Source organism: Pseudomonas japonica, assembly GCF_900188455.1.
Classification (GTDB): Bacteria; Pseudomonadota; Gammaproteobacteria; order Pseudomonadales; family Pseudomonadaceae; genus Aquipseudomonas; species Aquipseudomonas japonica.
Window position 1 is genome coordinate 1 of sequence record NZ_FZOL01000040.1, and the last position, 18,312, is coordinate 18,312.

15 protein-coding genes are annotated in these 18,312 nt (G+C 65.7%); 11 read left to right on the forward strand and 4 right to left on the reverse strand.

The annotated features are described in order from the left end of the window. Nucleotides 1–423: 423 nt before the first annotated feature. From CHB99_RS28405 to gap, 4 genes are all read right to left on the reverse strand, one after another. Nucleotides 424–3,003, reverse strand: a complete 2,580-nt coding sequence (locus CHB99_RS28405) for a TonB-dependent receptor (protein WP_042122161.1) — start codon at nucleotides 3,001–3,003, stop codon at nucleotides 424–426. 118 nt (nucleotides 3,004–3,121) lie between these two features. Then, nucleotides 3,122–4,024, reverse strand: a complete 903-nt coding sequence (locus CHB99_RS28410) for a FecR family protein (protein WP_377697975.1) — start codon at nucleotides 4,022–4,024, stop codon at nucleotides 3,122–3,124. Between the two features lie 136 nt (nucleotides 4,025–4,160). Then, complete coding sequence (locus CHB99_RS28415) at nucleotides 4,161–4,679, reverse strand: RNA polymerase sigma factor (protein WP_042122159.1); 519 nt, start codon at nucleotides 4,677–4,679, stop codon at nucleotides 4,161–4,163. 263 nt (nucleotides 4,680–4,942) lie between these two features. Further along, complete coding sequence (gap, locus tag CHB99_RS28420) at nucleotides 4,943–5,944, reverse strand: type I glyceraldehyde-3-phosphate dehydrogenase (RefSeq protein ID WP_042122158.1); 1,002 nt, start codon at nucleotides 5,942–5,944, stop codon at nucleotides 4,943–4,945. Between the two features lie 221 nt (nucleotides 5,945–6,165). Here gap and edd point away from each other — a divergent pair, with 221 nt between their 5' ends. The 11 genes from edd (at nucleotide 6,166) to CHB99_RS28475 (ending at nucleotide 18,302) form a co-directional block, all read left to right on the forward strand. Continuing rightward, on the forward strand, nucleotides 6,166–7,992 hold the full coding sequence (gene edd / locus CHB99_RS28425; protein WP_042122157.1) for a phosphogluconate dehydratase: 1,827 nt from the start codon (nucleotides 6,166–6,168) through the stop codon (nucleotides 7,990–7,992). Beyond that, a complete protein-coding gene (locus CHB99_RS28430; protein ID WP_042122156.1) occupies nucleotides 7,989–8,960 on the forward strand; it encodes a glucokinase in 972 nt (323 codons plus the stop codon). The genes edd and CHB99_RS28430 overlap by 4 nt, the downstream gene beginning before the upstream one ends. 18 nt (nucleotides 8,961–8,978) lie before the next feature. Next, nucleotides 8,979–9,689 carry a response regulator gene (locus CHB99_RS28435; RefSeq protein ID WP_042122155.1) on the forward strand — a complete coding sequence of 237 codons (711 nt, stop codon included), beginning with the start codon at nucleotides 8,979–8,981 and terminating at the stop codon, nucleotides 9,687–9,689. Between the two features lie 19 nt (nucleotides 9,690–9,708). Beyond that, nucleotides 9,709–11,127: an ATP-binding protein gene (locus tag CHB99_RS28440; RefSeq protein WP_167335841.1), complete on the forward strand. Its 1,419-nt coding sequence runs from the start codon at nucleotides 9,709–9,711 to the stop codon at nucleotides 11,125–11,127. 91 nt (nucleotides 11,128–11,218) lie between these two features. Further along, nucleotides 11,219–12,085, forward strand: coding sequence for an alpha/beta hydrolase family protein (locus CHB99_RS28445; protein ID WP_042122153.1), 867 nt, complete (start codon nucleotides 11,219–11,221; stop codon nucleotides 12,083–12,085). Beyond that, on the forward strand, nucleotides 12,085–12,507 hold the full coding sequence (locus CHB99_RS28450; RefSeq protein WP_042122152.1) for a MarR family winged helix-turn-helix transcriptional regulator: 423 nt from the start codon (nucleotides 12,085–12,087) through the stop codon (nucleotides 12,505–12,507). Before CHB99_RS28445 ends, CHB99_RS28450 begins: the two co-directional genes overlap by 1 nt. A gap of 132 nt (nucleotides 12,508–12,639) precedes the next feature. Continuing rightward, a complete protein-coding gene (locus CHB99_RS28455; protein WP_042122151.1) occupies nucleotides 12,640–13,902 on the forward strand; it encodes an ABC transporter substrate-binding protein in 1,263 nt (420 codons plus the stop codon). Between the two features lie 158 nt (nucleotides 13,903–14,060). Further along, entirely contained in the window at nucleotides 14,061–14,969 is a 909-nt protein-coding gene (locus CHB99_RS28460; protein WP_042122150.1) for a carbohydrate ABC transporter permease, read from the forward strand. Further along, complete coding sequence (locus CHB99_RS28465) at nucleotides 14,962–15,792, forward strand: carbohydrate ABC transporter permease (RefSeq protein WP_042122149.1); 831 nt, start codon at nucleotides 14,962–14,964, stop codon at nucleotides 15,790–15,792. The genes CHB99_RS28460 and CHB99_RS28465 overlap by 8 nt, the downstream gene beginning before the upstream one ends. A gap of 3 nt (nucleotides 15,793–15,795) precedes the next feature. Then, nucleotides 15,796–16,950, forward strand: a complete 1,155-nt coding sequence (locus CHB99_RS28470; RefSeq protein ID WP_042122148.1) for an ABC transporter ATP-binding protein — start codon at nucleotides 15,796–15,798, stop codon at nucleotides 16,948–16,950. A 44-nt stretch (nucleotides 16,951–16,994) separates the two neighbouring features. Continuing rightward, nucleotides 16,995–18,302 (forward strand): carbohydrate porin, encoded by a 1,308-nt coding sequence (locus tag CHB99_RS28475; protein ID WP_042122147.1) that lies wholly within the window; start codon nucleotides 16,995–16,997, stop codon nucleotides 18,300–18,302. The last annotated feature ends 10 nt before the right edge of the window (nucleotides 18,303–18,312 follow it).

Below are 18,312 nucleotides of genomic sequence, written 5' to 3' on the forward strand. Positions count from 1 at the left end.
TGCTCTAGGGCACCGCTGGCATCCAGTCTGCCATCCACCGCTCTCACACCTTGATTTTAAGAGGTCCTGAAGACACAAGCTGGCTTGCCAGCGATGAGCATGGGTATCTACACAACTTTCTGGCATGAAGATCTGCCAGGAAACCCCATGAATCTGATGCAACACGGTCGGTGTGGGAGCGGATTTATCCGCGATTGGCCGCGAAGCGGCCATAAATCCTCAGATCTCGGTGGATCAGATACATCCGGGACTCCGGTTTTACGACGGCTTCGCCGCCGATCGCGGATGAATCCGCTCCCACACCGACCGTGTTGCATCAGATTCATGCGGGCTTCCTGGCAAATATGGTTCAGCCAAAAGATGTGTAGATACCCATGCAGCGATGAGGCCTCAGGATCAAAAAGTGATCCCGAGGGCTGTGGATCAGATATCCCACACCACATTGATCGCGAAATTGCGCCCCGGCATGGTCAGGCGGTCGAGGTTGGCCGGCGCGGTCGCGCCTGCTTCGCCGATGCCGTCGTAGCCGCGTACGTCATCCCACTGCCAGTACTTCTTGTCGGTCAGGTTGTACAGGCCGGCATTGACCGTCACGTCCTCGCTGACCTTGTAGAAACCGCTCAGGTCGAGCACGCCGTAACCCGGTGTGCGGAACTGCTTGCTGGTGCCGTCCGGCGCATAGAAGGTGGTGTCGTCGACACGGTTCTTGCGCTTGACCAGGGTCCAGCTGAGCAGACCGCCGTAGTGGTCCTGTTCGTAGCCCAGGCCGAGCACCGCGGTGAGCGGGTTGACGCTGTTGAGCGGTGCGCCGGTGTCTTCGTTCTTGCCCCAGGCGTAGGCCAGCGAGCCCTGGCTGTACAGACCGGTCGGCGCGCCGAAGTGATCCAGGTTCAGCCGGCCCTTGAACTCGGCACCCTTGATGGTGGCGTGCTCGATGTTGTTGGCCTCGAAGTTCTGCCCGATGTTCGTGCCCTTCACCGCGTCTTCGTTGATGAAGTCGCGGTACTTGTTATAGAACACCGCCACGTCGAAGTTGCCCGCGTCGAAGTTGCCGCGCACGCCGGTCTCGTAGCCCTTGCTGGTTTCCGGTTCGAGATTGGGGTTGCCGGTGACGCTGTAGCCCACGCCGGGGTTTTCGAAGCGGCCGTACAGCGCCTTGGCGGTCGGGGTGCGGAAGCCTTCGGCGTACTGGCCGTACCAGCTGTAGTTGTCGTTGAAGGCATAGGTCACGCCGAATTTCGGCGAGACACGGTGCCACTTTTTCTCGTCGAGGTTGATCGGGTCGCCGGTGCCCCCGATCGAGCGCAGGAACTCGTCGGTCGCGTGCGGTTCGAGGTGGGTCTGGTCGTAGCGCAGGCCTGGCAGGAAGGTCCACTGGTTCCAGCGGATCTCGTCCTGGGCGAACACGCTGTAGGTCTTCATGATCGGATCGGGGAAGTCACTGACTTCGCGCAGCGTGCTGGCGGCATTGGGCCGGCCGGCGACGCAGCCGAAACCGGTGGTCAGGCAGGTGGCGGTGCCGCTGCGCGAACCGGTGACCTCGTTGCGCTTGAAGGTGGCGCCGTAGGTCAGCAGGTGCTCGGTGTCGCCGATGCTGAAGGCCTTGTCGGCCTGGGCATCGAGGATCCACTGACGGTCCTTGTAGGTGGTCTTGCGAGTGCGGTCGACGGTGAAGATCGGCCGATAGATTTCCGCGACACGCTGGTCGGTCTTGCCGATCTGGTAGTTCAGGCTCCACTTCACGTGGTCGGCCAGGGCGCTGTCGAGGCTGAACTCGTGGTTGATGCCGACGCGCTCGCGGGTGACCACGTCGCTGCCGGTGCGGGTCTGGTACATGTTCATCGGGCTCGGGATGAAGGGGCCGCCCACGGAGCTTTTCTCGTCGAAATCGCGATCGTCCTTGTAGTGCTCGTAGGTCAGGGCCAGGCGTGCATCGTCGGCGTAGTTCCAGCCGAGCTTGGCAAGGACGTTGGTGGTCCTGGCGTCGGCCGGGTTGGCTTCGGTACGGCTCAGACCGGTACCGCCGTGCTCGCCGTAGGATTCGGTTTCGTGGCCGTCGCGACGGCTCAGGTGCAGCAGGCCGTCGAACTCGCCCTGGCGGCCGGCGACGGTGGCGGATTTCAGCCAGCTGTCGTCCGCCGAGCTGTAGCCGGTCTTCAGCCGCGCGCCGGCGTCCTGGCCGGGCTTGATGATGTCGTCCGGGTCGAGGGTGAAGTAGCTCACCGCGCCGCCGATGGCGTTGCTGCCGTACAGCACCGAGGCCGGGCCGCGGAGGATTTCCACGCGTTTGACGATTTCCGGGTCGACGTAGTTGCGCTGGGTCTGCGCGTAGGGACCGAAGAAGTAGCTGTCGGGGATTGCCACGCCGTCGATCTGGGTCAGCACCCGCTCACCGTCGATGCCGCGGATGTTGTAGCCGTTGAGGCCGCTGCGCTGGCCGGTGCCGCTGACCGACACGCCCGGTTCGTAGCGCACCAGATCCTTGATGTTCTTCACGTTCTGCCGGTCGAGCTGTTCGCGGGTCTGCACGCTGACGGTGCTCGGGACCTGGCTGACATCCTGGGCGCTGCGGGTGGCGCTGACGGTCACCTGCTGCAGGGCGATGGCCTGGGACTGGCTGCGCTCGATGGCCACGTTGTTGTTGCCCAGCTTGCGGTAGGTCAGGCCGGTGCCCAGCAACAGCCGCTGCAGCGCCTGCTCCGGTGCCAGCGCGCCGCGTGCGCCGGGCGAAACCACACCCTCGGCCAGCTCGGCGGACAGGCCGATCTGCCAGCCGGTGACGGCGGTGAAGGCATTGAGGGCGGACACCAGCGGCTGCTGGTTGATCGCGAATCGGTAGTCACCCATGCGCTGCGCGGGTGTCTGCGCCGGTTCCGCGGCGAGGGCCGGCAGGCTGGCGGCACCGCTGGCGAGCATGGCCAGGGTCAACAGGGACAGCGTGCAGCGCTGCAGGCCTGGTGTGCGTGAGGACTTGGAAACTCGACGGGTGGATCCGGTAGACATCGAAAGGCGCTCCCTGTCGCGCGTTGTTATGGATTACGCCTGACTCAAAACAAGAATCAGTTGCATTGGCTATAACGAGACGTATGGCGTCAGGGGATCGCGTAAAAAAAACCTGGGTTCAGTTGAGAATCACCAGCGCGGGGAACTCGCGGACCTGCGCCGAGGTGATATGGGCCAGGGAGCGCACGGCTTCCAGCGGCTGGTCGAGACGGTAGTTGCCGGTCACCGCGACCTGTTCCAGCGTGTCGTTGGTGCTGATGATCCAGCCCGGATAGTAACGGCGCAGTTCGGCCAGCACTTCGCTCAGCGGGCAGTTTTCGAAGATCAGCCGGCCCTTGACCCAGGCCAGTTCCTTCTGCAGGTCGGTCCGCTCGCGCTGGCCGAAACCGTTGGGGCCGACGCGGATGCTGTCGCCGCTGCTCAGGCGGATGCGCTGGTCGCTGCTGGCGACCACGTCGATATCGCCGCGCTGCACGCGGACCTGGGCTTCGCCATCGAGGTAGCGCACGGCGAAGTCGCTGTCGCGCACGCTGGCGCGCAGCGGTCCGGCCTGCAGTTCGAGGGGCTGGGCGAGGCCGCCGGGGACTTCGAAATAGGCCTCACCCTGGTACAGGCGGGCGACCCGTTGCTGCTTGTCGATATCGCTGGAGAACGCCGAGTTGGTGTTGAGCAGCACCCGCGAGCCGTCGTCCAGTTGCACGCGCTGGCGCTCGCCGACTACGGTGAGGTGATCCGCCTGCAGGCGCACCGGCAGGTTGCCGACGGTGACGATGCCCAGCAACACGGCGGCGGCGGCCGTCAGCGGTTTCCAGTGCGGGCGCAGGCGTTGCAGGCGCGAGGGTCTGCGCTGCTGGTGCAGCTCGCCGGCGGCCTGGCGCATGAGGTTGCCGTTCCACAGCGCCTCGGCGTCGACATAGGCCTGGGCATTGACCGGGTCGGCTTCCAGCCAGGCTTCGAAGGCGCGGGTGTCGGCGTCGCTGGGGCATTGCAGGCGGATCAGCCAGTCCAGCGCCTGGTCCATGGCCTGGTCGCGGGCAGACGGGTCCGGCGCGGGGCGATGAGGGGCGGGGTCTGTCACGGGAGATCCTTGCGGTGCTGCGGCAGTCTTGGAATGGGGCGTCATGATCGGGGCTAACGGCGGATCAGGCAAGCGGCCTTCAGTTGCCGTTGAGCCGGTCGGCGACACCCATGCAGATCGCCATGATCAGTTTCAGTTCCTTCTGCACCGTGCTGGCGGAGACGTTCAACTGCTCGGCGATCTCCAGGTAGCTGGCGCCGTGCAGGCGGCTGAGGATGAAGATGCGCTGCTGGCGCGAGGTCAGTTGCGCCAGCGAGCTGCTCAGGCGCTTCAGGAGTTTTTCCGCGTGGGCGGCGTCTTCGGCGCTGCTGACGGGGGCGGCGACGTTGTGCACGACCTGCTCGGGGACATCCTCGAGCATCGTGCGCGACTGCACCCGGCGCGCGCGCAGGTGGTCGAGGGCAAGGTTGCGCGCGGTCTGGAAGACGAAGGGTTCGAGGTGTTCGATCGGGCGCTCGCCGAGGGCCCGGGTGACACGCAGGTAGGTTTCCTGAAGCAGGTCTTCGGCGGTACTGGGGTTGTCCACCATGCGCTGCAGCGTGCGCAGCAGGGTGACCCGCTGGGCGAGGAAGACGGCGTTGAAGTGAGTGAGGCTCACGGCTGTGCTCGAACGGAATTTGTGAATGATAATGCTTATCATCAAGCCCGTTGGTCAAGCACCATGTGCGCGCCGGTCCGAGATTGCTCTATGGCCTGTCGGCTGCGCACGCCCCTTGTAGGAGCTGGCTTGTCGTGTGACGAACCACTGCGAAGGACCGCAGAGCGGTCCCTGAATCAGTGGTGTTATCGGGGCCTGCGTGGCAGGCCTTCGCAGTGGTTCGTCACACGACAAGCCAGCTCCTACAGGGGGCGTGCACAGCCCTATTGGGCATTCCACAACGCCAGGCAGTTATCCAGCATCCGGTTGGAGAACCCCCACTCGTTGTCGTACCAGGCCATGACCTTCAGCAACCGCCCCTCGGCCTTGGTGTGATTGGCATCGAAGATCGCCGACAGCGGGTTGTGGTTGAAGTCGCACGACACCAGCGGCAGATCGTTGTAGCCGAGCACCTTCGAGCCGCGACTGGCCTCCTTGAACAACGCGTTGACTTCATCCGCGGTGGTCACGCGGGCGAGGGTCACGGTCAGGTCCACCAGCGACACATTGATCACCGGCACCCGTACCGCCATGCCGGTCAGCTTGCCGGCCAGCTCCGGCAGCACCAGGCCCACCGCCTCGGCGGCGCCGGTCTTGCTCGGGATCATCGACTGGGTCGCGGCGCGGGCGCGGAACGGGTCGCTGTGGTAGACGTCGGTCAGGCTCTGGTCGTTGGTGTAGGCGTGGATGGTGGTCATCAGGCCCTGTTCGATGCCGAATGCCCGGTGCAGCACCTGGGCCACCGGGGCCAGGCAGTTGGTGGTGCAGGAGGCGTTGGAAATGATCTGGTGCGAGGCGCGCAGGGTGTCGTGATTGACGCCATGGACTACAGTGGCATCCGCGCCCTTGGCCGGCGCCGAGATGATCACCTTGCGCGCGCCGGCGGCAAGATGGGCCGCAGCCTTGGCCCGGTCGGTGAACAACCCGGTGCATTCGAACACCACGTCGATGCCTTCCGCCTGCCACGGCAGGTCCGCCGGATTGCGGATGGCGCTGACGGCGATGCGGTCGCCGTTGACGGTCAGGCTTTCATGATCGTGGCTGACCTGGGCGGCAAAATGACCGTGGACACTGTCGTACTGGAGCAGGTGGGCGTTGATCGTGCTGTCGCCGAGGTCGTTGATGGCGACGACCTGCAGGTCCCCGCGGTAGCCTTGGGTATACAGTGCGCGCAGCAGGTTGCGGCCAATGCGGCCAAAGCCATTGATTGCAATACGAATAGTCATGGGGCCACCTCGTGTGCTGTCCTGACTTTTGTTGTTTTAATGACAAGATTAATCGGAAAAAAATAGAAAACAAGCGGCGCTGCTGGCAATATTTTGTTTGGATCACAACGTAGAGCGAGTCTGACCTTTCCGCCGCCCCCTGCCTTTGAGCGTAGGCGCAATCGTTTGGAAGGGAAAACCGCCAGAGCCCCGCAATTACCGTTTAGCCTGGAGTCCAGTTCATGCATCCGCGCATTCTTGAGGTCACCGAACGGCTGATCGCCCGTAGCCGTCCCACCCGCGAACGCTATCTGCAACTGATCCGCGGGGCCGCCGGCGACGGCCCGATGCGCGCTCGTCTGCAGTGCGCCAACTTCGCCCACGGGGTCGCCGGGTGCGGCAGCGACGACAAGCAGGCCCTGCGTCTGACCAACGCCGCCAACGTCGCCATCGTCTCGGCCTACAACGACCTGCTCTCCGCGCATCAGCCCTACGAGCACTATCCCGAGCGCATCAAGCAGGCCCTGCGCGAGATCGGTTCGGTCGGTCAGTTCGCCGGCGGGGTGCCGGCCATGTGCGATGGCGTTACCCAGGGCGAGCCGGGCATGGAACTGGGGATCGCCAGCCGTGAAGTGATCGCCATGTCCACCGCCATCGCCCTGTCGCACAACCTGTTCGACGCGGCACTGATGCTCGGCATCTGCGACAAGATCGTTCCCGGCCTGTTGATGGGGGCGTTGCGCTTCGGCCATCTGCCGATCCTGTTCGTCCCCGGCGGACCGATGCCATCGGGCATTTCCAACAAGGAAAAGGCCGAAGTGCGCCAGCGCTACGCCGAAGGCAAGGCCAGCCGCGAAGAGCTGCTGGAGTCGGAGATGAAGTCCTACCACAGCCCCGGCACCTGCACCTTCTACGGCACCGCCAACACCAATCAGTTGCTCATGGAAGTGATGGGCCTGCACCTGCCGGGCGCGTCCTTCGTCAATCCCTACACGCCACTGCGCGACGCTCTCACCGACGAGGCGGCGCGCCAGGTCACCCGGCTGACCAAGGCCAATGGCGGGTTCATGCCGCTGGGCGAGATCGTCGACGAGAAGGTCCTGGTCAACTCGGTGGTGGCGCTGCACGCCACCGGCGGTTCGACCAACCACACCCTGCACATTCCGGCCATCGCCCAGGCCGCCGGGATCCAGCTGACCTGGCAGGACATGGCCGACCTCTCCGAGGTGGTGCCGACCCTGTGCCACGTCTATCCCAACGGCAAGGCCGACATCAACCACTTCCAGGCCGCGGGCGGCATGGCCTTCCTCATTCGCCAACTGCTGGATGCCGGGCTGCTCCACGAGGACGTCAACACCATCGTCGGGCATGGCCTGCGCCGTTATACCCAGGAGCCGTTTCTCGACGGCGAGCGCCTGGTCTGGCGCGAGGGGCCGCTGCAGAGCCTCGACGAAACGATCCTGCGGCCGGTGGCGCGCCCGTTCTCCGCGGAAGGCGGCCTGCGGGTGATGGAGGGCAACCTGGGCCGCGGGGTCATGAAAGTCTCCGCCGTGGCCACCGAACATCAGGTGGTGGAGGCCCCGGCGCGGGTGTTCCACGACCAGCAGGAACTGGCCGACGCCTTCAAGGCCGGTGAACTGGAGCGCGACTTCGTCGCCGTGGTGCGCTTCCAGGGGCCGCGCTGCAACGGCATGCCGGAGCTGCACAAGATGACGCCGTTCCTCGGCGTGCTGCAGGACCGCGGCTTCAAGGTCGCGCTGGTCACCGACGGGCGCATGTCCGGCGCCTCGGGCAAGATCCCGGCGGCCATTCATGTCTGCCCCGAGGCCTATGACGGCGGACCGCTGGCCCGGGTACGCGATGGCGATATCGTGCGCGTCGATGGTCGTGAGGGCACGCTGCTGGTGCGGGTCTCGGCCGAGGAACTGGCCTCCCGCGAACTGCCTGCCGCGCCGCTGGGCAACGACCTCGGTTGTGGCCGCGAGCTGTTCGGTTTCATGCGCCAGGCCCTGAGCTCGGCGGAGAAGGGCGCGAGCGCCTTCACCCAGGAGCTGGAGGGCTGCAAATGAAGGTCGCGCTGGTCGGCGATATCGGAGGTACCAACGCCCGCTTCGCCCTCTGGCGCGACGATGCCCTGCATGCCGTGCAGGTGTTCGCCACGGCGGACTACAGCAGCCCGGAACAGGCCATCGGCGTTTATCTGGAGGCCCAGGGCGTCGCCCGTGGCGAGCTGGAGGCGGTGTGCCTGGCGGTGGCGGGACCGGTGTCCGGCGACGAATTCCGCTTCACCAACAGCCACTGGCGAATCAGCCGCGCGAGTTTCTGCGCGGCCTTGCAGATCGAGCACCTGCTGCTGGTCAACGACTTTTCCGCCATGGCCCTGGGCATGACCCGCCTGCGCCCGGAAGAGCGGGTCAGCGTGTGTGCCGGCGAGGCCGATCCGAGCCGGCCGGCGTTGATCATCGGTCCCGGCACCGGCCTCGGCGTAGCCAGCCTGCTGCGCCTGGAAGAGGGGCGCTGGCTGGCGATGCCGGGAGAAGGCGGGCATGTCGACCTGCCGGTCAACGATGCCCGCGAGTCGGCGATTCGCCAGGTCATCGCCGAGCAGACCGGGCATGTCAGCGCCGAAACCGTGCTCAGCGGTGGTGGCCTGCTGCGTCTGTATCACGCCCTCTGCGCCCTCGATGGCCACACGCCGAGCCTCGCCACCCCCGCGGCCATCACCGACGCCGCGCTGGCGGGCGAACCGGTGGCGCTGGCGGTGATCGAGCAGTTCTGCCGCTTTCTCGGGCGGGTTGCCGGCAACGATGTGCTGACCCTCGGCGGGCGTGGTGGCGTGTATATCGTCGGCGGCGTGGTGCCGCGCTTCAGCCGCCTGTTCCTGCGCAGCGGTTTCGCCGAGAGCTTTGCCGACAAGGGCTGCATGAGTGGCTATTTCAAAGGCATCCCGGTGTACCTGGTGACCGCCGAATTCTCCGGCCTGCTCGGTGCCGGGGTGGCGTTGCAGCAGGCACTGGGTGGCCCCTCAAGGGTGTGAACGACAAGGACCGCCGTCATGAGCAAGTCGATCCTCCTGGTCGATGACGACCAGGACATCCGTGAACTGCTGCAGACCTACCTCAGCCGTTGCGGCTTCCAGGTTCGCGCCGTGGCCGATGGCGCGGGCTTTCGCCAGGCGCTGGACGCCGAGGGCTGCGACCTGGCGATCCTCGACGTGATGCTGCCCGACGAGGACGGCTTCAGCCTGTGCCGCTGGGTGCGCCAGCATCCGCGCCAGGCGCGGGTGCCGATCATCATGCTCACCGCCAGTTCCGACGAGGCGGATCGGGTCATCGGGCTGGAGCTGGGCGCCGACGACTACCTGGGCAAGCCGTTCAGCCCCCGGGAGCTGCAGGCGCGGATCAAGGCCCTGTTGCGCCGGGCCGGCTTCCAGGCGCCGGGCGGCGAGGTGCTGGCGTTCGATGAATGGCGCCTGGATACGGTCAGCCACCGCCTGTTCCATCGCGACGGCGAGGAAGTGATTCTGTCCGGTGCCGACTTCGCCCTGCTCAAGCTGTTCCTCGATCATCCGCAGCAGATCCTCGACCGCGACACCATCGGCAACGCTACCCGCGGGCGCGAGCCGATGCCGCTGGACCGCATCGTCGACATGGCGGTCAGCCGCCTGCGCCAGCGCCTGCGCGACACCGACAAACCGCCGCGCCTGATCCGCACCGTGCGCGGCAGCGGCTACCTGCTGGCGGCCAGCGTTGCGCCCTCGCACTGAGCGGCGCGGGCGCCTGCCGCTGCCACGCTCGCTGCTGGGGCGCATGCTCCTGCTGACCTTGCTGGTGGTGCTGGTGGCGCAGGGCTTGTCGAGCCTGATCTGGCTGTCGCAATTGCGCGCCAGCCAGCGCGAAGGCCTGGTCGCCAGTGCGCGCAGCCTGGCCCATTCGATGAGCGCCAGCGTCAGTTACTTCCGTTCGCTGCCGCTGGCCTATCGACCGCTGGCCCTGGACCAGCTGCGCAGCATGGGCGGCACGCGCTTTTTCGTCTCGCTCAACGAACGCCCGCTGGACATGCGGGTATTGCCTGCCACACCGCGCAAGGAGGCGGTGGTCGCCGCCGTGGATGAGGTGCTGCGCCAGCGCCTTGGCGAGCAGATGCTGATCTCGGTGGAGTTCGTCAGCCCGCAGGACCTGCGCATCTTCAACAGCGGCCTGAAGCTCGACGAGTTGCCACGCTCCTGGGCGCATTACGCGCTGACCCTGGAGCCGGTGGAGCCGCCTGTGCTGGTGACGCAGATCCGCCTGGCCGAAGGCGAATGGCTGTACATCGCCTCGCTGCTGCCGGAGCCCTACACCAGCCTCGAAGATGAAGGACTGCCGCGCCAGCAACTGTGGTTCATCGGCCTCACCAGTTTCTTCCTGCTGCTGTTCATCGGCCTGCTGGTGCACTGGCAGAGCCGTCCGCTCAAGCGCCTGGCCCTGGCCGCGCGGGAGATGTCGCTGGGGGCGGACGTCGAGCCGGTGGTGGAGGGGGGCGGCAGCGAGGTGGAGGAGGTCGCGCGGGCGTTCAACGCCATGCGCGAGCGCATCAGCCGTTACCTGACCGAGCGCAGCCAGTTGTTCAGCGCGATTTCCCATGACCTGCGCACGCCCATCACCCGCTTGCGCCTGCGCGTCGAGTTGCTGGAGGACGAGCAGGTGCAGGGCAAGTTCAGCCGCGACCTGGACGAGCTGGAGATGCTGGTCAAGGGCGCGCTGCAATGCGTGAAGGACACCGATATCCACGAGAACATCGAACCCATCGATCTCAACCAGGTGCTGGAGTTTCTCGTCGAACCGTACCTGGCCAGCGGCCGGGTCACGGTCAGCGGGCGCGCCGTGGCGGCCTATCCGGGCAAGCCATTGGCGCTGCGCCGGTGCATCGGCAATCTGATCGACAACGCCTTGAAGTACGGCGAGCGCGCGCACCTGCGGATCATCGATGGCGAGGAGCGCTTTGTCCTGCAGGTCGATGACGAGGGGCCGGGGGTTCCGGCGCAGCGCCTGGAGCAGGTGTTCGAGCCGCATTTCCGCCTGTCCGGCGCGCAGCAGGGGTATGGCCTGGGTCTTGGGATCGCGCGGAATATCGCTCATAGCCATGGTGGCGAGGTGAGCCTGCGCAATCTGCGCGAGGGTGGCTTGCGGGTGACCTTGAGTTTGCCCAGGTATCGGGGATGAGGCCCCGAAGAAGAACAAGGATTACGCGACTCGCCAGTCATTATTTCGCATGTTAAATAATAGCTTCACACCTATAATTCCAGGCCTCGCCATGAACCGCACGACCCACGCGATCCCCTGCACCGACGGCTTCATCCTCCGCGCCAATCTCTTCGGCCAGCCCGACAGGGCCCGGGCACTGGTCCTGCTGCACCCGGCCACCGCGGTGACCGAACGCATGTACGCGGCCTTCGCCAGTCACCTCGCCGACCAGGGCTTCCTCGCCCTGACCTACAACTACCGCGGCATGCAGGCCGGGACCCCGGCCAAGGCGGTCAAGGCGGGTTTCAGTACCTGGGCAGAGTTCGATGTGGAAGCGGTGACCCGCTGGGCCGCCGGGGAATTCCCCGATCTGCCGCTGTTCGCCGTTGGCCACAGCTTCGGCGGCCATGCCATCGGCCTGTGCGACAGCAGCCGCCTGCTCAGCGGCGCGGTGCTGATCGCCTCGCAGGCCGGCTGCCTGCGCTTCATCCGGCCCACCACCGAGCGCCTGCGGGTCGCCGCCCTGCTCAAAGTGATCGGGCCGTTCTGCGCGCGGGTCATGGGCTATGTGCCGGGACGCAGGCTGGGCATCGGCGAAGACCTGCCGGCCCAGGTGATGCTCGAATGGAGCCGCTGGACCTCGCTGCCCAACTATTTCTTCGATGACCCGACGATGCACGCCGCCGAGCGCTTCCGCCGCCCGTGCATGCCGCTGTTGTCCATCGGCTTCGATGACGACCCGTGGGCGCCGGCGGATGCCATCGACCTGATGAGCGGCCGCCTGGCCAACTGCAGGGTGGAGCGTCGCCAGTACGGACCGGCGGACAGCCACGGCCAGGCCATCGGGCATCTGGGGTTCTTCCGTGATCGTCACGCCACGACGCTGTGGCCGCAGGTCTGCGACTGGCTGGCGCGGCGGGTCGAGGAGCGCGCCTGATGAACCACGACCGTCGCTACGTCCTGCTCCTGAGCAACGCGCAGAAGCGCCTGCGCCGTCATCTGGAAGCGCGCGCCGAGGCGCAGGCCGGGATCAGCCTGGTCCAGGCCGGCGCGCTGTTCGCCTTGCTCAGGCAGGACGGCGCGTTGAGCACGGAGGTCGCCAGCCAGCTGGATATCGCCCCCTCGGCGATGACCGGGCTGGCTGATCGCATGCTCCGCGCCGGACTGCTGGAACGCCGTGTCGACGAGCAGGACAAGCGCATCAACCGGCTGTGGCTGACCACGCACGGCCGTGAGGTGGCCGCCCTCGCCCAGGGCGAGCTGGCGCCGCTCAACCAGACCCTCGCGGAAGGCTTCAGCAGCGAGGAAATGCAGGTGGTGTCGCGCTGGCTGACGGCGGTGGCGCAGCGCTTCGCCTGAAACGGCGAATGTCACCACCCGGTGACATTCGCGCATCCCTTCGTTACTTGTCCGTCGCGGTGGCTGGTTAGACTCCAATGCAAGCGCAAGCACCCTGACTTGCCGGCATAACAACAAGAAAGGTTCCTGTCGATGAATGCGATCACCCGTCTTGCCACCGTCGTCTCCCTTGCCTCGCTGTTTCCCCTGAGCGCCCTGGCCGATAACCCCGGTACTGTGGAAGTCCTGCACTGGTGGACCTCCGGCGGCGAAGCCCGCGCGGTGGAAACCCTCAAGGCGCAGGTGCAGAAGGACGGCTTCGTCTGGAAGGACAATGCCGTCGCCGGCGGTGGTGGTGCCGCCGCCATGACCGTGCTGAAGACCCGCGCCATCTCCGGCAACCCGCCCGCCGCCGCGCAGATCAAGGGCCCGGATATCCAGGAGTGGGGCGCCCTCGGCCTGCTCACCGAGCTGGACGAGGTGGCCGCGGCCAACCAGTGGGACAGCCTGCTGCCGGCGCAGGTCGCGCAGATCATGAAGTACGACGGCCACTACGTCGCCGTGCCGGTGAACATCCACCGGGTCAACTGGCTGTGGATCAACCCGCAGGTGTTCGACAAGGCCGGGGCCAAGGTGCCGACCACCCTCGACGAACTGTTCGCCGCCGCCGACAAGCTCAAGGCCGCCGGCTTCATCCCCCTGGCCCATGGCGGCCAGCCGTGGCAGGACAGCACGGTGTTCGAGGACATCGCCCTGAGCATCCTCGGTCCCCAGGGCTATCGCGCGGCCTTCGTCGATCTCGACGAGAAGACCCTGACCGGGGCGAAGATGATCGAGGTCTTCACCGCGCTCAAGCGCCTCGGCACCTACATGGACCCCAACCGTGCCGGGCGCGACTGGAACATCGCCGCCGCCGAGGTGATCAGCGGCAAGGCCGGCATGCAGGTCATGGGCGACTGGGCCAAGAGCGAATGGACCGCTGCCGGCAAGGTGGCGGGCAAGGATTACCAGTGCGTGCCGTTTCCCGGCACTCAGGGCACCTTCGCCTACAACATCGACTCGCTGGCGATGTTCAGGCTGAAGAACGCCAACGACATCAAGGCGCAGAACGACCTGGCCAAGGTGGCCCTGGAGCCGCAGTTCCAGACCGTGTTCAACCAGAACAAGGGTTCGCTGCCGGTGCGCCAGGACATGGACATGAGCCAGTTCGACGCCTGCACGCAGAAGTCCGCGACGGACTTCAAGGAAGCGGCCAAGGGTGACGGTCTGCAGCCGAGCATGGCGCACAACATGGCCACGACCCTGGCGGTGCAGGGGGCGATCTTCGATGTGGTGACCAACTTCCTCAATGACCCAGGGGCCTCGCCGGAGACGGCGGTGAAGCAGCTGAATTCGGCGATCAAGTCGGCCAAGTAAACCGGCGTGCACCTTCCCCTGTAGGAGCTGGCTTGCCTGCGAAGGACCGCACAGCGGTCCCAGACCTCACCGCTTCGGGGACCGCTTCGCAGTCCTTTCGCAGGCAAGCCAGCTCCTACAGGAAACCGGTCCAACCGCATTTAGCATGAGACTTCCCCATGAGCATTGTTGCCACCCTCGACAAGGCCTCACCCTTCGACGCCCTGCAGAAATGGCTACCCAAACTGGTCCTGGCCCCCAGCATGCTGATCGTGCTGGTCGGCTTCTACGGCTACATCCTCTGGACCTTGGTCCTGTCCTTCACCAACTCCAGCTTCATGCCCAGCTACAAGTGGGTCGGCCTGGCCCAGTACGCGCGGCTGATGGACAACGACCGCTGGTGGGTGGCGAGCAAGAACCTGCTGCTCTTCGGCGGCCTGTTCATCGCCATCAGCCTCGTCGTCGGCGTGCTCCTGGCGGTGCTGCTGGACCAGCGCATCCGTCGCGAAGGCTTCATCCGCACGATCTATCTGTACCCCATGGCGCTGTCGATGATCGTCACCGGCACCGCCTGGAAGTGGCTGCTCAACCCGGGTCTGGGCCTCGACAAGCTGTTGCGTGACTGGGGCTGGGAAGGCGTGCGCTTCGACTGGCTGGTGGACCCGGACCGGGTCGTCTACTGCCTGGTGATCGCCGCGGTGTGGCAGGCCTCGGGCTTCGTCATGGCGCTGTTTCTCGCCGGGCTGCGCGGGGTCGATTCGTCCATCGTGCGCGCCGCCCAGGTCGACGGCGCGAGCCTGCCGACCATCTACCTGCGCATCGTCCTGCCGAGCCTGCGCCCGGTGTTCTTCAGCGCCCTGATGATCCTCGCGCACATCGCGATCAAGAGTTTCGACCTGGTCGCCGCCATGACCGCCGGGGGCCCGGGCTACTCGTCCGACCTGCCGGCGATGTTCATGTATTCCTTCACCTTCAGCCGCGGCCAGATGGGCATGGGCTCGGCGAGCGCGATCCTGATGCTCGGCGCGATCCTGGCGATCCTGGTGCCGTACCTGTATTCGGAACTGCGAGGCAAGCGCCATGACTAGTTCGCTGCGTCTGAGCCGCATCGCCATCTATGCCACCCTGCTGGCGGCCTGCGCGGTGTACCTGATTCCCCTGCTGGTGATGCTCCTGACCAGCTTCAAGACCCCCGACGATATCCGCGCCGGTAACCTCCTGAGCTGGCCGGAGGTGGTCACCGGCATTGGCTGGATCAAGGCCTGGGACACGGTCGGCGGCTACTTCTGGAACTCGGTGAAGATCACCGTGCCGGCGGTGCTGATTTCCACCCTGCTCGGCGCGCTCAATGGCTACGTGCTGTCGATGTGGCGCTTCCGCGGTTCGCAGCTGTTCTTCGGGCTGCTCCTGTTCGGCTGCTTCCTGCCGTTCCAGACCGTGCTGCTGCCGGCCTCGTTCACCCTCGGCAAGCTCGGCCTGGCCAGCACCACCAGCGGCCTGGTGCTGGTGCACATCGTCTACGGCCTGGCCTTCACCACGCTGTTCTTCCGCAACTACTACTGCAGCGTGCCGGAGGCCCTGGTGCGCGCGGCGCGGCTGGACGGGGCGGGGTTCTTCACCATCTTCGGGCGGATCCTCCTGCCCATGTCGGTGCCGATCATCATGGTCTGCCTGATCTGGCAGTTCACCCAGATCTGGAACGACTTCCTGTTCGGCGTGGTGTTCGCCAGCGGCGACGCGCAACCGATCACCGTGGCCCTGAACAACCTGGTCAACACCAGCACCGGGGTCAAGGAATACAACGTCGACATGGCCGCGGCGATGATCGCCGGCCTGCCGACCCTGCTGGTCTACGTCCTCGCGGGCAAATACTTTCTGCGCGGCCTCACCGCCGGCGCGGTCAAGGGGTGAAGCATGGCAACGCTTGAACTGCGCAACGTCAACAAGAGCTATGGCAGCGGCTTGCCGGATACCTTGAAGGACATCGAACTGAAGATCGATTCCGGCGAATTCCTGATCCTGGTCGGCCCCTCCGGCTGCGGCAAATCCACGCTGATGAACTGCATCGCCGGCCTCGAGCAGATCAGCGGCGGGGCGATCCTGGTGGACGACGCCGATATCAGCGGCATGAGCCCCAAGGACCGCGATATCGCCATGGTCTTCCAGTCCTACGCGCTGTACCCGACCATGAGCGTGCGCGACAACATCGCCTTCGGCCTGAAGATCCGCAAGATGCCGGCGGCGGCCATCGACGAGGAGGTGGCGCGGGTTTCCCGCCTGCTGCAGATCGAGCATCTGCTGTCGCGCAAGCCCGGCCAGCTTTCCGGTGGCCAGCAACAGCGCGTGGCCATGGGCCGGGCGCTGGCGCGGCGGCCGAAGATCTACCTGTTCGACGAGCCGTTGTCGAACCTCGACGCCAAGCTGCGGGTGGAGATGCGCACCGAGATCAAGCTGATGCATCAGCGCCTGAAGACCACCACGGTGTACGTCACCCACGACCAGATCGAGGCCATGACCCTGGGTGACAAGGTGGCGGTGATGAAGGACGGGCTGATCCAGCAGTTCGGCACACCGCAGCAGATCTACAACGATCCGGCCAACCTGTTCGTCGCCAGTTTCATCGGTTCGCCGCCGATGAACTTCATTCCGCTGCGCCTGCAACGCCGGGACGGGCGCCTGATGGCGCTGCTCGACAGCGGCCAGGCCCGCTGCGAGCTGCCGCTGGGCTTCGACGAGGCGGGGCTGGAGGAGCGCGACGTGATCCTCGGCATCCGTCCGGAACAGATCGGCCTGGCGCCCGCCGAGGCCAACGGTCTGCCGACCATCCGTGCCGAAGTGCAGATCACCGAACCCACGGGGCCGGACCTGCTGCTGTTCGTCACCCTCAACCAGACCAAGGTCTGTTGCCGCCTGGCGCCGGATGTCCCGGCGCGGGTCGGCGACAGCCTGACCCTGCAGTTCGATCCGGGCCGGGTGCTGCTGTTCGACGCCGCCAGCGGCGCGCGCCTCGGCGGGATCGGCAGCCCGCGCACGACGACGGGCAACGTGGCGCAGTTCAAGGGCCGCTGAGCAGCATGAATGACCATCGATAACAAGAAACGAGGAAAGAACGGATGGAGTACTTCAAGCGCAGTCTGGGATTGAGTCCGCTGGCCTTGCTGGTGGCGGTGGCGAGCAACACGGCCCTGGGCGCCGGGGCTTTCGAGCCCTCGTCGAAATGGATGAGCGGTGACTGGGGCGGGACCCGCACCGCATTGCTGGAGCAGGGCTACGACTTCACCCTCGACTACGTCGGCGAGGTGGCGGGCAACCTGCATGGCGGTTACAACGACGACAGGACGGCGCGCTACAGCGACCAGTTCGCCCTGGGCATGAAGCTCGACCTGCAGAAGATCCTTGGCTGGCAGGCTGCCGAGTTCAAGCTGGCGATCACCGAACGCAGCGGCCGCAACCTGTCCAACGACCGTATCAGCGACCCGCGTGCCGGGCAGTTCAGCTCGGTGCAGGAGGTCTGGGGTCGCGGCCAGACCTGGCGCCTGACGCAGATGTGGATCAAGCAGAAGTACTTCGATGGCGCCCTGGATGTGAAGGTCGGGCGCTTCGGTGAAGGCGAGGATTTCAACAGCTTCCCCTGCGACTTCCAGAACCTGGCGTTCTGCGGTTCGCAGGTGGGCAACTGGGTGGGTGGCATCTGGTACAACTGGCCGGTGAGCCAGTGGGCGATGCGCATCAAGTACAACATCACGCCGGAGTTCTTCGCCCAGGTCGGGGTGTTCGAACAGAATCCCTCCAACCTGGAAACCGGCAACGGCTTCAAGCTCAGCGGCAGCGGAACCAAGGGCATGATCCTGCCGGTGGAGCTGGTGTGGGCGCCGCGGGTCAATGGCCTGCCGGGGGAATACCGGCTCGGTTACTACTACAGCACGGCCAAGGCCGCCGACATCGAAGAACCGTCGCGCTCGCATTCGAGCAAGCATGGCTGGTGGGTGGTGGCGCAGCAGCAGGTCACCGCGCACAACGGCGATGCCAGTCGCGGCCTGAGCCTGTTCGCCAACTTCACCGTGCATGACAAGGCCACCAACGTGGTGGACAACTACCAGCAGGTCGGACTGGTCTACAAAGGCGCGTTCGATGCGCGGCCCAAGGACGACATCGGTTTTGGCGTGGCGCGGATTCATGTCAATGACGATGTGAAGCAGCGCGCCGAGTTGCTCAATGCCGCGAGCGGTATCGACGACTACGACAACCCGGGGTTCGTGCCGATCCAGCGCAGCGAGTACAACGCCGAGCTGTATTACGGCTTCCATGTCACCGACTGGCTGACCGTGCGACCGAACCTGCAGTACATCAAGCGTCCGGGTGGAGTGGAGGAGGTGGATAACGCGCTGGTGGCGGGGTTGAAGGTGCAGAGCTCGTTCTGATCGGTAATTG

What these genes read in the sequence shown, in the direction of transcription:
- CHB99_RS28445 (WP_042122153.1), top strand. Translation starts at nt 11,219, where the DNA reads ATGAACCGCACGACCCACGCGATCCCCTGCACCGACGGCTTCATCCTC.
- edd (WP_042122157.1), top strand. Translation starts at nt 6,166, where the DNA reads ATGCATCCGCGCATTCTTGAGGTCACCGAACGGCTGATCGCCCGTAGC.
- CHB99_RS28430 (WP_042122156.1), top strand. Translation starts at nt 7,989, where the DNA reads ATGAAGGTCGCGCTGGTCGGCGATATCGGAGGTACCAACGCCCGCTTC.
- CHB99_RS28470 (WP_042122148.1), top strand. Translation starts at nt 15,796, where the DNA reads ATGGCAACGCTTGAACTGCGCAACGTCAACAAGAGCTATGGCAGCGGC.
- CHB99_RS28455 (WP_042122151.1), top strand. Translation starts at nt 12,640, where the DNA reads ATGAATGCGATCACCCGTCTTGCCACCGTCGTCTCCCTTGCCTCGCTG.
- gap (WP_042122158.1), bottom strand. Translation starts at nt 5,944, where the DNA reads ATGACTATTCGTATTGCAATCAATGGCTTTGGCCGCATTGGCCGCAAC.
- CHB99_RS28410 (WP_377697975.1), bottom strand. Translation starts at nt 4,024, where the DNA reads ATGGACCAGGCGCTGGACTGGCTGATCCGCCTGCAATGCCCCAGCGAC.
- CHB99_RS28465 (WP_042122149.1), top strand. Translation starts at nt 14,962, where the DNA reads ATGACTAGTTCGCTGCGTCTGAGCCGCATCGCCATCTATGCCACCCTG.
- CHB99_RS28475 (WP_042122147.1), top strand. Translation starts at nt 16,995, where the DNA reads ATGGAGTACTTCAAGCGCAGTCTGGGATTGAGTCCGCTGGCCTTGCTG.
- CHB99_RS28435 (WP_042122155.1), top strand. Translation starts at nt 8,979, where the DNA reads ATGAGCAAGTCGATCCTCCTGGTCGATGACGACCAGGACATCCGTGAA.
- CHB99_RS28405 (WP_042122161.1), bottom strand. Translation starts at nt 3,003, where the DNA reads ATGTCTACCGGATCCACCCGTCGAGTTTCCAAGTCCTCACGCACACCA.
- CHB99_RS28450 (WP_042122152.1), top strand. Translation starts at nt 12,085, where the DNA reads ATGAACCACGACCGTCGCTACGTCCTGCTCCTGAGCAACGCGCAGAAG.
- CHB99_RS28460 (WP_042122150.1), top strand. Translation starts at nt 14,061, where the DNA reads ATGAGCATTGTTGCCACCCTCGACAAGGCCTCACCCTTCGACGCCCTG.